The sequence below is a fragment of the Streptomyces sp. JK94 genome, from assembly GCF_053613315.1.
In genome coordinates, this window is the sequence record NZ_JBSICH010000027.1 from 132273 (window position 1) to 146487 (window position 14215).

11 protein-coding genes are annotated in these 14215 nt (G+C 71.8%); 4 read left to right on the top strand and 7 right to left on the bottom strand.

Going from position 1 to position 14215, the window contains the following annotated elements:
• The 5 genes from ACVV2G_RS24105 to ACVV2G_RS24125 form a co-directional block, all read right to left on the bottom strand.
• Positions 1-1074 (bottom strand): iron-siderophore ABC transporter substrate-binding protein, encoded by a 1074-nt coding sequence (locus ACVV2G_RS24105; protein WP_453844835.1) that lies wholly within the window; start codon positions 1072-1074, stop codon positions 1-3.
• Between the two features lie 94 nt (positions 1075-1168).
• Positions 1169-2026 carry an ABC transporter ATP-binding protein gene (locus tag ACVV2G_RS24110; RefSeq protein ID WP_453844836.1) on the bottom strand — a complete coding sequence of 286 codons (858 nt, stop codon included), beginning with the start codon at positions 2024-2026 and terminating at the stop codon, positions 1169-1171.
• Positions 2027-2066: 40 nt separating this feature from the next.
• A complete protein-coding gene (locus tag ACVV2G_RS24115) occupies positions 2067-3134 on the bottom strand; it encodes a FecCD family ABC transporter permease (RefSeq protein WP_453844837.1) in 1068 nt (355 codons plus the stop codon).
• Positions 3135-3166: 32 nt separating this feature from the next.
• Entirely contained in the window at positions 3167-4225 is a 1059-nt protein-coding gene (locus ACVV2G_RS24120; RefSeq protein ID WP_453844838.1) for a FecCD family ABC transporter permease, read from the bottom strand.
• Between the two features lie 11 nt (positions 4226-4236).
• Positions 4237-5592, bottom strand: a complete 1356-nt coding sequence (locus tag ACVV2G_RS24125) for a lysine N(6)-hydroxylase/L-ornithine N(5)-oxygenase family protein (protein WP_453844839.1) — start codon at positions 5590-5592, stop codon at positions 4237-4239.
• Between the two features lie 235 nt (positions 5593-5827).
• Here ACVV2G_RS24125 and ACVV2G_RS24130 point away from each other — a divergent pair, with 235 nt between their 5' ends.
• Complete coding sequence (locus ACVV2G_RS24130; RefSeq protein WP_453844840.1) at positions 5828-6775, top strand: methionyl-tRNA formyltransferase; 948 nt, start codon at positions 5828-5830, stop codon at positions 6773-6775.
• A gap of 156 nt (positions 6776-6931) precedes the next feature.
• On the opposite strand, the gene ACVV2G_RS24135 is transcribed toward ACVV2G_RS24130, so the two are convergent.
• Together ACVV2G_RS24135 and ACVV2G_RS24140 are read right to left on the bottom strand one after the other, a co-directional pair.
• On the bottom strand, positions 6932-7171 hold the full coding sequence (locus ACVV2G_RS24135) for a DUF5302 domain-containing protein (protein ID WP_453844841.1): 240 nt from the start codon (positions 7169-7171) through the stop codon (positions 6932-6934).
• A gap of 311 nt (positions 7172-7482) precedes the next feature.
• Entirely contained in the window at positions 7483-7860 is a 378-nt protein-coding gene (locus tag ACVV2G_RS24140) for a PGPGW domain-containing protein (protein WP_453844842.1), read from the bottom strand.
• Positions 7861-8373: 513 nt separating this feature from the next.
• Between ACVV2G_RS24140 and ACVV2G_RS24145 the strand changes: the two genes are divergently transcribed.
• The 3 genes from ACVV2G_RS24145 to ACVV2G_RS24155 all read left to right on the top strand — a co-directional run bounded on the left by ACVV2G_RS24145 (position 8374) and on the right by ACVV2G_RS24155 (position 14132).
• Positions 8374-9333: an alpha/beta hydrolase family protein gene (locus ACVV2G_RS24145; RefSeq protein WP_453844843.1), complete on the top strand. Its 960-nt coding sequence runs from the start codon at positions 8374-8376 to the stop codon at positions 9331-9333.
• 175 nt (positions 9334-9508) lie between these two features.
• Positions 9509-10912 (top strand): DEAD/DEAH box helicase, encoded by a 1404-nt coding sequence (locus tag ACVV2G_RS24150; protein ID WP_453844844.1) that lies wholly within the window; start codon positions 9509-9511, stop codon positions 10910-10912.
• A gap of 214 nt (positions 10913-11126) precedes the next feature.
• Complete coding sequence (locus ACVV2G_RS24155; RefSeq protein WP_453844845.1) at positions 11127-14132, top strand: 3-keto-alpha-glucoside-1,2-lyase-like domain-containing protein; 3006 nt, start codon at positions 11127-11129, stop codon at positions 14130-14132.
• Positions 14133-14215 lie beyond the last annotated feature (83 nt).

Below are 14215 nucleotides of genomic sequence, written 5' to 3' on the forward strand. Positions count from 1 at the left end.
CTACCCGGCCGACTTGACGAGTTCGTCGATGGCGTACGGCATGGACAGCAGCGTTCCCTGGGAGATCGCCGCGCCGACCGCCGGGCCCTCGCTGTCGAGCAGGTACGACACCTTGCCGTCCTTCACGGCGTCCAGGTTGGTGAACAGCTCGAACTTCTTCAGGGCGTCCGTGTCGGCCCTGTCGTTGATGACGAAGACGCGGTCGACGTCGACCAGGTCGACGCGTTCCGGGGAGAGCGTCGTGTAGAAGTTGCCGTCCGCGACCTCGTCGATCGCGGTCTGGTAGGTGTAGCCGATGCCCGTCACGAGCCGTCCGCGTACGTCGGTGGAGGTGAACGGCGCGACCGAGTCCTTGTACCAGGACAGCACCACTGCGGTCTGCCCGGCGAACTCGGGGTGGGCCTTCTTGGCCGCGTCGAGCTTGCCCTGGATGTCCGCCACCATCTCCTCGCCCTCCTCGGCCTTGCCGAGCGCCTTGGCGATGTGGAGCGCGTTGTCCTGCCACGGAGCGCTGAACGGCTCCTTCTCGGCCTTGGTGCGGCCCACCGTCGGGGCGATCCTGGAGAGCTTGTCGTAGGCGGCCTGGTCGATCTCGGAGTAGACCGCGATGATCAGGTCCGGCCGCAGAGCGGCGATCTTCTCGAAGTTGGGGCCGGAGTCGCCGTTCTCCATGACGACCTCGGGCTTGGTGTCGCCCCACTTCTCCTTCACCCAGGGCCACTGGGTGTTGATGTCAGGGCTCCGGCCCGCCGGGTTCGGGTACTGGTCGACCATGCCGACCGGCTTGATGCCGAACGCCAGGACGGTCTGGTCGTCCGTGTAGCCGACGGACACGACCCGCTCGGGAGCCTCGGCGACCTCGGTGGTCCCGAACGCGTGCTCCACGGTGACCGGGAAGGCGCCGGCGGCGGCCGAGGATTCGTTGCCCGCCTTGTCCGCCGAGTCGTTCGCGTCGTTCGAGCCGGAACCGCATCCCGCGAGGAGCCCGGCGCCGAGGGCGGCGGCGGACAGGGCGGCCGCCCATCGCCGCCGGGGCGTCGTACGCGTCGTACGCGTCGTTCCATGGAAGAGCATCCGCAGATCCCTTGCTGTCGCGCTGTCCACTGCGCCCCCGTCTAAGGGCAGCAAACCTTACCGCGCCCGAGTGAGGTTAGCCTACCCTCACTTGCTACAACTCTGTTGCCGGACGGCCGAGTTCGGCGTGCGTGCGTCCGATCGGCACGATCAGGGGCCGGTTGCCCACGGGGTCGTCGATCACCTTGGCCCGCAGGCCGAAGGCGTCGTGCAGCAACTCGGCGGTGATGACGTCGCGCGGGTGTCCCTGCGCCAGGATCGCACCCTCGCGCATCACGACGAGGTTGTCGCTGTAGCGCGTGGCGAGGTTGAGGTCGTGCAGCACCATGACCACGGTGCACCCCGACTCGTGCAGGTCGTCCACGAGGTCGAGCACGTCGATGGCGTGCGCCAGGTCCAGGTACGTGGTCGGCTCGTCCAGGAGCAGCAGGTCGGTGCCCTGGGCCAGGGTCATCGATATCCACACGCGCTGGCGTTGACCGCCCGACAGCGAGTCGACCGGGCGGTCGGCGAGGTCGGCCACCCCGGTCATCGCCAGCGCACGCTCGACCACGGCGGCGTCGTCCGACGACCACTGCCGCAGCCAGCTCTGGTGCGGATGGCGGCCCCTGGCGACCAGGTCCGACACCGTCAGTCCGTCCGGCGCGACGGGCGCCTGCGGCAGCAGACCGAGCTTCTTCGCCACGTCCCTGGTCCTGAGGGCGCCGATGTCCTCGCCGTCCAGCACGATCGTCCCCCTCGTCGGCTTGAGCAGCCGCGACAGGGTCCGCAGGAGCGTGGACTTCCCGCAGCCGTTGGGGCCGATGATCGTGGTGATCACCCCGGGCGGGATCGCGACGTCGAGTTCGTCGATGACGGTTCGGGCGCCGTACCCGACCGTGACGCCCCGGGCTGTCAGCCGGGAGACGTCGTCGGTCCCGGTCCGGACGCCGTCGATGGACTGAACGACCACAGGGCCCCCCTTTTTTTAGGCTTGCCTTACTTTGTACCAGCTATCTGCGGTTCGCCCGCACCAGCAGATAGACGAGGAAGGGGCCGCCGATCGCGGCGGTGACCACGCCGACCGGGAGCGAGAGGGGCAGTGCCGTACGCGCGACCAGGTCGGCGCCGGTCAGCAGCACCGCTCCGACCAGGCCGGAGGCCACCATCGGCGGCGTCGGGCACCTCGCCAGTCGCATCGCCACCTGCGGCGCCACCAGCGCGACGAACGGGACCGGGCCCGCGGCGCTCACCGCCACACCGGCCAGCAGCACGGCGCACAGCAGCAGCACCGCCCGCACCGCCGAGTAGCGGACGCCGAGGCCCGCGGCGATCTCGTCGCCGAAGTGGAGTGGCTTGAACTGGAAGGAGACGCAGGACACGACCGCGAGGAGGACGAGCGCGCCCCACAGGGCCACCCGGACCTCGTCCCACGTCCGGTTGTCCAGCGAGCCGACCAGCCAAGCCTGGGCCCGGGCCACGTCCCTGATGTCGGCCGTGACCAGCAGCCAGGTCGTGATCGCCTGCATGGCGGCGCTCACCGAGATGCCGATGAGGATCAGCCGGAAACCGTCGATCCCCCGGCGCCAGGCCAGGAAGTACACCAGCAGGCCGGTGCCGAGACCGCCCGCGAGTGCCGCCGCGGACAGGCCCACGGTGTCGGCCACCGCGGCGGCGGCGCCGCCGGAAACGGTCACCAGGAACACCGCGACCGCGCTCGCGCCGCTGGTGATGCCCAGGATGTCCGGGCTGGCCAGGGGGTTGCGCGCGATGGACTGGGTGAGCGCCCCGGACACGCCGAGCGCGATCCCCACGACGAGGCCGGCCAGGGCGCGGGGCAACCGCAGGTCCATGATCACGAACTCGTCCATCTGCTCGCCCCGGCCGAGGAGGGTCGCCACCACCCGGGTCAGGCCGATGGGGAAGTCCCCGACGCCGATGGACAGGCAGAACACCAGGAAGGCCGCCGCCGCCAGCAGCAGCGTGACGCACGCGGTCCAGGGCCGCCACACGAACGACACGCGGCCGAGCCGCACGCCCGGCGTCAACGCCGGTTTCACGTCTGCCGTGTCCGGCTTCACGTCCGCACCGCTCGGCTGCACATCCGCCCCGTTCACGTGTTCTTGAACTTCCCGAGCCACACCAGAGCGGCGAAGAACGGCGCGCCGAGGAGGGCGACGAGGACACCCGCGTCCAGCTCCGACGGCCGTACCACCAGCCGCCCCACGATGTCGCAGACCAGGAGGACCAGGGCACCGAGCAGGCCCGCGTACGGCACCAGCCAGCGGTAGTCCGGCCCGGTCAGGTACCGGGCCACGTGGGCCACCATGAGGCCGAGGAAGGCGATGGGGCCGCACGCCGCGGTGGCCGCGCCCGCGAGCAGGGTGATGGCGACGATGCCGACGGTCCGGGTCAGCGCGACGTTCACGCCGAGGCCCCGTGCCACGTCGTCGCCCAGGTTGAGCAGGTTGACGCCGGGCAGGGTGACGAGAGCCAGCAGCAGCCCGACCACGACGAACACGGTCACCGGCCGGATGACGTCGAATCCGACGCCGGCCACCGAGCCCGCGTTCCAGAACCGCAGTGCGTTCAGCGAAGCCTGGTCCGTCAGCGCGACCGCCGTGGTCATCGCCGCGAGGAACACGGTGACGCCCTGGCCGGCCAGGGCGAGCGTCAGGGGGTTGCCGGCGCCTCGGCCGATGCTCGCCAGCCCGAACACGACGACACCCGCGACCGCCGCCCCGAGGAAGGCGAACCAGACGTACTGGAACGGGTCGGTGAAGCCGAACAGGGCGATCCCCGACACGACGGCGAACGAGGCGCCGGAGTTCACCCCCAGCAGGCCCGTGTCGGCGATGGGGTTGCGCGTGTACCCCTGGATCAGTGCCCCACCGACGCCCAGGGCGACGCCGGCCACGATCGCGAGCACCGTGCGGGGCACCCGCACGGTGCGCACGATGAGCCGTATCTCCGTGAGCCGTTGGTCGGAGTCGGACGCGGCGAACAGCCCGTGCCACACCTCGGCGGGGCTCAGCGCGCGCGCACCGACGGCCAGGGACGCCGCTCCCGCGACCACGAGCACCAGGGCGAGCGCGCCCAGCCCCGCGGCCCGCCTGCGGCGGCCCTTCGTCGTGGCCCCGGGCGTGGGGCGCTCAACCGCGGTCGTGGTCATGGCGACGTACCTTAACGCGCGGTGCTGCCGGTTCCGTCGGCGACCGTCCGGGCCTCGTCGGACGCGGCCTTGTGGCCCCGGCCGAGGAGCGATTCCAGGATTTCGCCGACCCTGATGGCGGTGTTGGACAGCAGCGACGAGGTGATGCCGTGGGTGTGCTCCGTCCCGCCCTGCAGGTAGATGCCGCAGCGCAGGCCGGGATCGGTCGCGACGCGGTAGTCGCGCTCGACGCGGACACGGCCCTCGTCGTCGCGGAGACAGCGGTCCGCGACCTCACCGAGGAGGCCGAGCGGGTCGGCCGGGCGGTAACCGGTGGCGAAGACCACGACGTCCGCGTCCAGGTGGGTCTCCTCGCCGGTGACGAGGGACGTCACGGTGGCCCGGACCTTGTCCCGCGTCTCCTTGACCTCGGTGAGCCGGGACACGTTGAGGAACCGGAGGCGCTCGGTCCCCAGGACCCTCTCCTGGTACATCCGCCGGTACAGGTCGTCGATCAGTTCGATGTCCACCACGGAGTAGTTGGTGTTGCCGTGGTAGTCCATCAGCCGGCGCTTCACGCTCCCGGGTGCGGCGAAGTACGCATCGACCGCGGCGGGGTCGAAGATCCGGTTGGCGAATCCGCTGTCGTCGGCGGGGCTGTAGCCGTAGCGGCTGAAGACCGCGCAGACCTCGGCGCCGGGAAAGCGGCGGTGCAGGTGGGCGACGTTCTCGGCGGCGCTCTGGCCGGCGCCGACGACGACGAAGCGCGAGGGGGAGGTGCCCTCCAGTTCGGCCACCCTGGCGAGCAGTTCGGAGGTGTGCCAGACGCGGTCGCCGCGCTCGACGCCCTCGGGCATGAGGGGGCGCAGGCCGGTGCCGACGACGAGGTTGCGGGCCCGGTGGACCTCCAGCCCTTCCCCCGAGCGCACGGTCACTTCCAGGTGGTCCACGGCTCCGTCGCGGACGACGGGTGCGACGCCGACCACCTCGTGGCCGTAGGAGACCAGGTCGTCGACCTTGGCCGCCGCCCACTCGAAGTAGTCGTGGAACTCCACCCGGAGCGGGAAGAGGTTCTTGTGGTTGATGAAGTCGATGAGCCGGCCCTCGCTCTGCAGGTAGCAGAGGAAGCTGAACTCGCTGGCCGGGTTCCGGAGTGTCACCAGGTCCTTGAGGAAGGACACCTGCATGGTCGCGTCGTCGATCAGCATGCCGCGGTGCCAGCCGAAGCGCGGCTGCTGCTCGAAGAAGCGGGCGGTGAGCGCTTCCTGCGGGCCGGCGTCCGCGTTGTGCTCGCTGAGCGCGATCGCCATGGCGACATTGGACGGTCCGAAGCCGATGCCAATGAGATCGTGGACCGGTGTTGCGTCATCAGGAAGAACCCGTGACATGTCACTCCCATCGTGCGGGACAGTCGCCTGTCGGGCGTGGGGGTTGCCGGAATGGGACGTGCCGGCGGATCGACCCCGCCGGAAACTTAGGTGAGCCTAAGCTAATGCTGTGCGGCTGTCGATAGGGCGGACCGGACGATGACGCCGCCAACTGGTGCCTCAGGACGGGGTGTTGTGGACTAAGGGCAGCCTTGCTTTACTTGCGGGGCCGTTCCCTGCCTCGAGGAGGAACCCCATGCGGGTCGTCATGTTCGGATACCAGACCTGGGGGCACCGCACCCTCCAAGCCCTCCTGGACTCCGAGCACGACGTGGCACTGGTCGTGACGCACCCCCGGAGCGAGCACGCGTACGAGAAGATCTGGAGCGACTCCGTCGCCGACCTCGCGCAGGAGCACGGCGTCCCGGTGCTGATCCGCAACCGCCCCGACGACGAGGAGTTGTTCGAACGCCTCAAGGAGGCCGATCCGGACATCATCGTGGCCAACAACTGGCGGACGTGGATTCCTCCGCGGATCTTCGGTCTGCCGCGGCACGGCACGCTCAACGTGCACGACTCACTGCTGCCGAAGTACGCCGGCTTCTCCCCGCTGATCTGGGCCCTGATCAACGGCGAGCCCGAAGTGGGCGTCACCGCTCACATGATGAACGACGAACTCGACGCCGGCGACATCGTCCGGCAGGAGGCCGTGCCGGTCGGGCCGACGGACACCGCCACGGATCTCTTCCACAAGACGGTCGGCCTCATCGCCCCGGTCACCATCGGCGCCCTCGATCTCATCGCCGCCGGCCGGGCCGAGTTCACCCCGCAGGACCGGTCCCGGGCGAGCTTCTTCCACAAGCGCTCCGTCGAGGACATCCGCATCGACTGGTCCTGGCCGGCCGAGGACCTGGAGCGCCTGGTCCGCGCCCAGTCCGAGCCGTACCCCAGCGCCTTCACGTTCCACCGGGGCAGGCGACTCGAGGTGCTCGCCGCCGTGGTCTCCGAGGGCCGTTACGGCGGCACTCCGGGCCGCGTCTTCTACCGTGAGGGCGACGGCGTGGTGATCGTGGCCGGGGCCGACGCCCGCACCGGCCGCAACCACGGCCTGGCCATCACCCGCGTACGGACCGAGGACGGCCGGGAACTGGCCGCGACGGAGTACTTCACCGCCATGGGCGGCTACCTGACCAGCCACCCCTGACCGGGCCCCTCCGGCCGGGCACCCCGCCCGGCACGTGCACCGGCGCGCTCCGGTGCACGTTCACCGGCGCGCGCCGGGCGGATCCTCGCCGCCGGCGGCAGGCGAGGTCCGGCGGGCGGGCGCGTCACGCCGGCCGCCGGACAGCCCGTGCCACACTCAGCCGCCGCTCTTCCGCCGGAACGACCGCTGGCTCGCGGCGGGGCCGTGTGCACCACGGATCTTCGACCCGTCGGCGTTCGCGTCGCGCGTCGCCGCCTCCGCCTGCTTGCGCTTGCGCGCCAAGGCCTCCCGGAACTTGCCCTTCAGGTCGTACCGACCCTCCTCGTCGGGCGCCAGGGCGGGGCTCTCGACCTCGGCCGACTCCGAACCTGCTTGCGATGCGTTCTCTGCAGCCATGGTGACCTCCTGGGTTCGGACAACAGGAGCACAGCTTGTCATGCCGACGGCCGCGCGAGGACCGAATATCGCCCGGCCGCGGGGGACGCCCCGGACTGCCGTACGACGCACCCGATGCCCTCGGGAGCACGCCGCGCACGGGCCGGGACACGCGCGTGCGCCGCCGGGGGCCGGGCTCCGGCCGTGGGGGCGGGGTCGCGCCCGCCGTCGGCGGCGTCGCGCACCGACTCCCCGGCCGGCGGACCGGCTTCGCCCCGCCTCACCGTGCCCGTCACGACCAGGCCGTCCGCGGTCACCGGCCGGCGCGCCGGTCACTCGGCCGTCGACGGGAAGCCGCGACGCGTGGCCCGAACGCGGCGGTGGCTCCAGAAGAGCAGCGCGAACAGGATGCAGCCGGAGAGGATCAGGCTCGCTCCGGTGCCCCATCCGGAGTACGGCAGCCGCGAGACGAGGCCCCATGCCAGGCCCGCACCGATGAGGAGCAGCCCCACCAGCACCGAGCCGGCGATGCGGGCGGGGGCGACGAACCGGTCCAGGGCCGGGACGGCGCGCGCCAGCAGCACCACCCCGGCGAACACGAGGAGCAGTCCCGGCCCGGGCAGCACGAGCAGGGCGATGCCGATCACCACCAGCACGGCACCGAGGGAGCCCAGGGCGGCTCGCCGGATCGGTTCGACACTGCGCCCCATGTCGCCCCACCTTCCTGCGATCGGCAAGCACCACGGTTGCGTCGGCCCGCCCACCTTAGGCGGGCAGCGGGGCGCGGGCGATCCCACGCGGCCACTCCGGTGTACGGAGCCCGCACGCGCCGGGCGTCGCTCCCGGCCGGGTGGTGGGCCCGGAGCTGCCGGGCGTGCCCGCGGCGGACCGGCCGCTCCCGACCCGAGGGCGCGCCCGGGTCGACGAGGCGACGGCGACCCGGAAGGACCCGTGGCCGGCGGGGCGGAGCGACCCCGGCGGGACCGGACGACCGGCGCCGGTACCGCGTGACCGCGGAGGCCACACGTGGCCGCAGGGGTGCCGAACGTGCCGGTGCCAGCCCTTGTTGACTAAACGGAACACCGTTCCGTATCGTAATCGGGACAGCGTTCCGGTTATGTCTGGCCGGCACCCTCGTCCTGCCCTTCCCGACCCCGCCCCGCCCCGGCGCCGTCCGACGAGGACCGGCCGCCCGGGCCATCGAACGGACATACGCACTCACCATGAGTACTTCGCTCACCGCACCAGGCAGCGCCACCTCACCCGCCCCCGTACTCTCGGTCAGTCCGGTCGTACTGCCGGCTCCCGGCCGAGCGGTGGACCTCGAGGTGCGGGTCTCCGCACCCCTGGCCGGCGGCGACCTGCCGGTCGTCCTGCTCTCGCACGGCCAGGGCTACTCGAACCACCTCTCCTCGCTGAACGGCTACGCCCCCCTCGCCCACTACTGGGCGGCACACGGCTTCGTCGTGATCCAGCCCACCCACCTGAGTTCGCGGACCCTGCGGCTGGATCCCGAGACCCCGGGCGCGCCCCTGCACTGGCGCTCGCGGGCCGAGGACATGACGCGCGTTCTCGACCGGCTCGACGCGCTCGAGGCCGCCGTCCCGCAGCTCCGGGGACGACTGGACCGCGGCAGGGTCGCCGTGGCCGGGCACTCGATGGGCGGGCACACCGCGAGCCTGCTGCTCGGCGCCCGCCTCACCGATCCGGACGACGGAACGGAGGTGGGCCTGCGCGAGCCCAGGATCACGGCGGGTGTCCTGCTCGCCGCTCCCGGCCGCGGCGGCGACGCCCTCAGCCGGTCCACGGCCGAGAACTTCCCCTTCTTCCTGACCACCGACTTCTCCCACATGACGACGCCCGCACTCGTGGTCGCCGGCGACCAGGACGACTCCGCGCACCTGACGGTCCGCGGACCGGAGTGGCACTGTGATCCGTACCTCCTCTCCCCCGGCCCCAAGTCCCTGCTCACCCTGTTCGGCGCGGAACACGGCCTCGGCGGGGTCTCCGGGTACGACGTCGCCGAGACCACGGACGAGAATCCCGAGCGGGTGGCGGCGGTGCAGCGGCTCACCTGGGCCTATCTGCGCAGCACACTGCACCCCGGGGACGCCGCGTGGCAGGAGGCGTGCGACGAGCTGACGGCGGGGGCGAACCCGCTCGGGCGGATCGATTCCAAGTAGTCCCCCGGCGTAGTCCCCCGGCGGCCGTCGGCCTCCCCGGGCCACCCGTCTCCACGGGCCGCCGGTCTCCGGGAACCCGCTGGTAAACTGGGCCCACGCTTTGAGGCGCCCGGGTCCGTACCGAGGGGTACGGACCCGGGCGCGTTCCGGGCGCCTGATCAGGAAGGTCGTCCCCATGAACGCGAAGCCGTCCGCCCGAGAACCCTCCCGGGGCGACACGTCCCAGCGGGCGGCAGCACCGGGGAGCCGCCTCCGGCCGGCGGACGCGCCGTCGGCCACGACGTTCGGCACCCTCGGCCTGCCCCCGGCGCTGGTGGAGACGATGACCGGCCTCGGGGTGACGGAACCCTTCCCGATCCAGGCGGCCACCCTGCCCGACGCGCTGGCCGGGCGTGACGTCCTCGGCCGCGCGCGGACCGGTTCCGGCAAGACGCTGGCCTTCGGACTCGCCCTGCTCAGCAGGACCGCGGGCCTGCGGGCGGAGCCGAAACGGCCGCTGGCCCTGGTCCTGGTGTCGACGCGCGAGCTGGCACAGCAGGTGAGCGACGCGCTGGAGCCGTACGCACGGGTGTTGAACGTGCGCATGGCGACGGTGGTCGGCGGGCTGTCGATCAACCGGCAGACGGCGCTGCTGCGCAGCGGCGTGGAGGTGGTCGTCGCGACGCCGGGACGCCTGACCGACCTGGTGGCCCGGCGCGACTGCCACCTCGGCCACGTGCGGATCACCGTGCTGGACGAGGCGGACCAGATGTGTGACATGGGGTTCCTGCCGCAGGTCACGGGCCTCTTGGACCAGGTGCCCGCCGACGGGCAGCGGCTCCTGTTCTCGGCCACGCTCGACGGCGACGTCGACCAGCTGGTGCGCAGCCATCTGCACGACCCGGTGTCGGCGTCGGTCGACCCGGCGTCGGGCTCCGTGGCCACGATGGAGCACCACGTACTGACCGTGCACCCGGCCGACAAGTACGCCACCGCCACCGAGATCGCCGCGCGCGACGGACGCGTGCTGATGTTCCTGGACACCAAGGCCGGCGTCGACCGCTTCCTCCGTCACCTGCGGGCCTGCGGTGTGCGGGCCGCCGCCCTGCACAGCGGCAAGTCGCAGCCGCAACGCACGCACACGCTCGGCCAGTTCGTGGACGGTGAGGTCACCGTGCTGGTGGCGACCAACGTCGCGGCGCGGGGCATCCACGTGGACGCGCTCGACCTCGTCGTCAACGTCGACCCGCCGGCCGATGCCAAGGACTACCTGCACCGGGGCGGGCGCACGGCGCGCGCCGGAGAGTCCGGGCGTGTGGTCACCCTGGTCACTCCCGACCAGCGACGCGACGTCAGCCGGCTGATGTCGGAGGCCGGAATCCGGCCGACGGTCACCCCCGTGCGCTCCGGCGAGCAGAAGCTGACCGACCTCACCGGCGCCAGGCGCCCGCCGACCGCGACGAAGACCGGCGGCGGCAACGCCCCGTTCCGCGGCCTCGGCACCCGGCCGGGCCGCCCGGCCAAGGAGTCCCGCAAGACCTCCGAGGCCCGCAAGGCCGCGGAGGCCCGGGCGGCGGCCCGGGTTCGCAAGGGCCGCTGACTCCGGCCGGACACCGCCCACCCCCGCCCCCACGGGCCGGGGGTGGGCGTCGGCGTGCCCGGGTCCCCGGCAGGCCGAGCACTTTGAACACATCGCTGACAAAGTATGGACATGTCAAGCAGAAGTCTCCTACCGTGGCAGCGGAACCGAAGCCCCACCGCTCATGACCGGAGCGATTTCCGGCACGGTCCGGTCCCCACGCCACGGAGGACCAATGCCCCCACGCCTGTTGTCGCGTGCCCGAAAACACCTCACCCTCCTGCTGACGTCAGCCGTCGCGACCGGTGGCGCCCTGGCCGCCCCGGCGGCTGCCGCCCCCGGCGACATTCCGCCGCAGGAGCCCGGGATCACGCTGCGCGTGTTCGACGTACAGACGCCGCTGAACGAGCTGTGCACCCTCAAGACGGGCCAGACCCCCAACCACGACGAACTGAAGCCGACGGTCGACTGGTCCACCACCGACGACTTCGGCGGCATCGCCGACAACTTCGTCTCGCAGGCCTCCGGTTACCTGGTCGCGCCGCGCGACGGCACGTACGCCTTCCGCCTCACCAGCGACGACGGCTCACGACTGACCCTCGACCAGGCCACGGTGATCGACCACGACGGCCTGCACGGTGCGGAGCCCAAGGACGGCGCGGTCGACCTCACCGCGGGGCCGCACCCGCTGCGCATCGACCACTTCGACCGCGGCGGCGAGCAGCGGTTGCAGCTGTCCTGGAAACCGCCGGGCGAGAGCGGGTTCACCGTCGTGCCCCGCGAGGCGCTGAGTACGGACGCCGGGGTCGTCCGGGTGACCGCGCCCGGCCGCAAGGAGTGCGAGGCCGGCCGGGACACCCCCGGCGACGGTCTGCCGCTGACCTCCGTACGCCCCGACCTCACCCTCACCGACCTGCGCCCGGACGGTTTCGAACCGCAGGTCAGCGGCATGGACTGGCTCCCCGACGGACGCCTCGCGATCAGCACCTGGGGCGGTACCGACAACGTTGCCGGAGAGGTGTACCTGCTCGACAACGTCACCGGCGCGACCAGCCGCGACAAGGTCACCGTCAAGAAGGTGGCGAGCGGGCTGCGCGAGCCCATGGGCGTCAAGTACGTCGACGGTGCGCTGTACGTCTCGCAGAAGCACGAACTGACCCGGCTGGTGGACGCCGACGGCGACGACGTGGCCGACGAACTCCGCACGGTCGCCACCTGGCCGTACGGAGGCAATTTCCACGAGTTCGCGTTCGGCCTGCTCTACCGTGACGGCTACTTCTACGTGAACCTGTCCGTCGCCATCGACCTGGGCGGCGCGACCACGACCCCGCAGCCCGCGCCCGGCCGCGGGACGACGTACCGGATCAGCAAGAAGACCGGGAAGATCAGCCCGGTCGCGGGCGGACTGCGCACGCCCAACGGCATCGGCTGGGGCCCGGGCGGCGGACTCTTCGCCACCGACAACCAGGGCGGGTGGCTGCCCGCCTCCAAGCTCGTCCAGATCAAGCAGGACCGCTTCTTCAACCACTACACCGAGCCCGCCGGCCCCTTCGAGGACTCCCCCGTCACCGAACCGGTGCTGTGGCTGCCGCAGAACGAGATCGGCAACTCGCCCTCCACGCCGCTGTACGTGGAGAAGGGGACCTTCGCCGGTCAGATGCTGATCGGCGACGTCACCTACGGCGGCCTGCAACGCGCCTACCTGGAGAAGGTCAAGGGCCAGTACCAGGGCGCGGTCTTCCGCTACACGCAGGGCCTGGAGGCCGGCGTCAACCGGATCAGCGTCGGTCCCGACGGAGCGGTCTACGCCGGCGGCCTCGGCGCCGACGGCAACTGGGGCCAGGAGGGCAAGCTCAAGTTCGGTCTGCAGAAGCTCACGCCCAACGGCGACGACACCTTCGACATCCAGCGGATGCGGGCCGTGCCGGGCGGCTTCGACCTGACGTACACCCAGCCGGTGTCCGCCGAGACCGCCGGCGAACTCGCCGCCCGCTACGAGGCCGAGCAGTGGCGGTACACGCCGACCGCCGACTACGGCGGCCCGAAGATCGCGGAGGAGCAGCTGTCCGTGCGCTCCGCGACGCTCTCCGGGGACTCCCGGACCGTCCGGCTGCGGCTGGACGGCCTCAAGCCGGACCGGGTGGTGCACGTGCGCTCCCCGCGCCCCTTCACCTCCGCGTCCGGTGAGGCGCTGTGGAGCACCGAGGCCTGGTACACGCTCAACGCGATGCCCGGCAAGCAGCCCCCGCCCGCCACGCTCCTCGAAGCCGAGGAGGCGCGCCTGACGGGCACGGCCGGTGTCGGCACCGACCACGTGGGCCATTCCGGCAGCGGATTCGTCGACGGATACGCCACCGAGGGCAAGGCGGCCACGACCTTCGACGTGACGGTCCCGAAGTCCGGCACCTACGACGTCAACCTGCGCTACTCCAACGGCCCGAACCCGTTCGAGGGCACCAAGACCCTGTCCCTGTACGCCAACGGGGAGAAGGTGCGGCAGACCCGACTCGCCTCCACCGGGGACTGGGACACCTGGTCCACGCGGACCGAGCGCCTGCGCCTGCGCGCGGGGCACAACACGGTCTCCTACCGGTACGGGACGGGTGACACCGGCCACGTCAACCTCGACCTGATCACCGTGCATCCGCACGGCGCCCGCGTCGCGCTCTTCGACGGTACGGCCGCCTCGCAGGACCAGTGGCAGCACACGGACGGGCAGCGCGTGGCCTGGCCGCTGGCCGGCGAACGGTCGATGGAGGTCTGCTGCGGCGACATCCGCACCAAGGACGCCTTCCAGGACTTCGCCCTCCACGTGGAGTTCCGCGTGCCGCTGCTGCCGCCGGACGTGACCGGTCAGGACCGCGGCAACAGCGGCGTCTTCCTCCAGGACCGCTACGAGCTGCAGATCCTCGACTCCTACGGTGACACCTCGCCGGCCACGAACGGGGCGGGCGCGTTCTACCTGAAGAAGGCGCCCGACACCAACGCCGCGGCGGCCCCGGAGACGTGGCAGACGTACGACGTCGTCTTCCGCGCGGCCCGCTACGACGACAGCGGCCGCAAGACCGCCGACGCCCGGGTGACGGTGGTCTGGAACGGCACGAAGGTCCACGACGACATCGCCCTCGACGGGCCCACCGCGTCGGGCCGGGCCGAGGCGCCCGCCGCCGGGGCGATCCGTCTGCAGGACCACGGGAACAAGGTCCGGTTCCGCAACATCCGGATCACACCGCTCGGCTGACCGCGGGCGTGGGGGGGGGGGGGGGGGGGGGGGGGAGGAAGGCGGGGGGGAGAGAAAGACGAGGAACAAAGTATGATGGGGGG

Coding starts and splice junctions, on each gene's coding strand:
- ACVV2G_RS24145 (WP_453844843.1), top strand. CDS start 8,374: ATGAGTACTTCGCTCACCGCACCAGGCAGCGCCACCTCACCCGCCCCC.
- ACVV2G_RS24140 (WP_453844842.1), bottom strand. CDS start 7,860: ATGGGGCGCAGTGTCGAACCGATCCGGCGAGCCGCCCTGGGCTCCCTC.
- ACVV2G_RS24105 (WP_453844835.1), bottom strand. CDS start 1,074: ATGCTCTTCCATGGAACGACGCGTACGACGCGTACGACGCCCCGGCGG.
- ACVV2G_RS24155 (WP_453844845.1), top strand. CDS start 11,127: ATGCCCCCACGCCTGTTGTCGCGTGCCCGAAAACACCTCACCCTCCTG.
- ACVV2G_RS24125 (WP_453844839.1), bottom strand. CDS start 5,592: ATGTCACGGGTTCTTCCTGATGACGCAACACCGGTCCACGATCTCATT.
- ACVV2G_RS24135 (WP_453844841.1), bottom strand. CDS start 7,171: ATGGCTGCAGAGAACGCATCGCAAGCAGGTTCGGAGTCGGCCGAGGTC.
- ACVV2G_RS24120 (WP_453844838.1), bottom strand. CDS start 4,225: ATGACCACGACCGCGGTTGAGCGCCCCACGCCCGGGGCCACGACGAAG.
- ACVV2G_RS24130 (WP_453844840.1), top strand. CDS start 5,828: ATGCGGGTCGTCATGTTCGGATACCAGACCTGGGGGCACCGCACCCTC.
- ACVV2G_RS24150 (WP_453844844.1), top strand. CDS start 9,509: ATGAACGCGAAGCCGTCCGCCCGAGAACCCTCCCGGGGCGACACGTCC.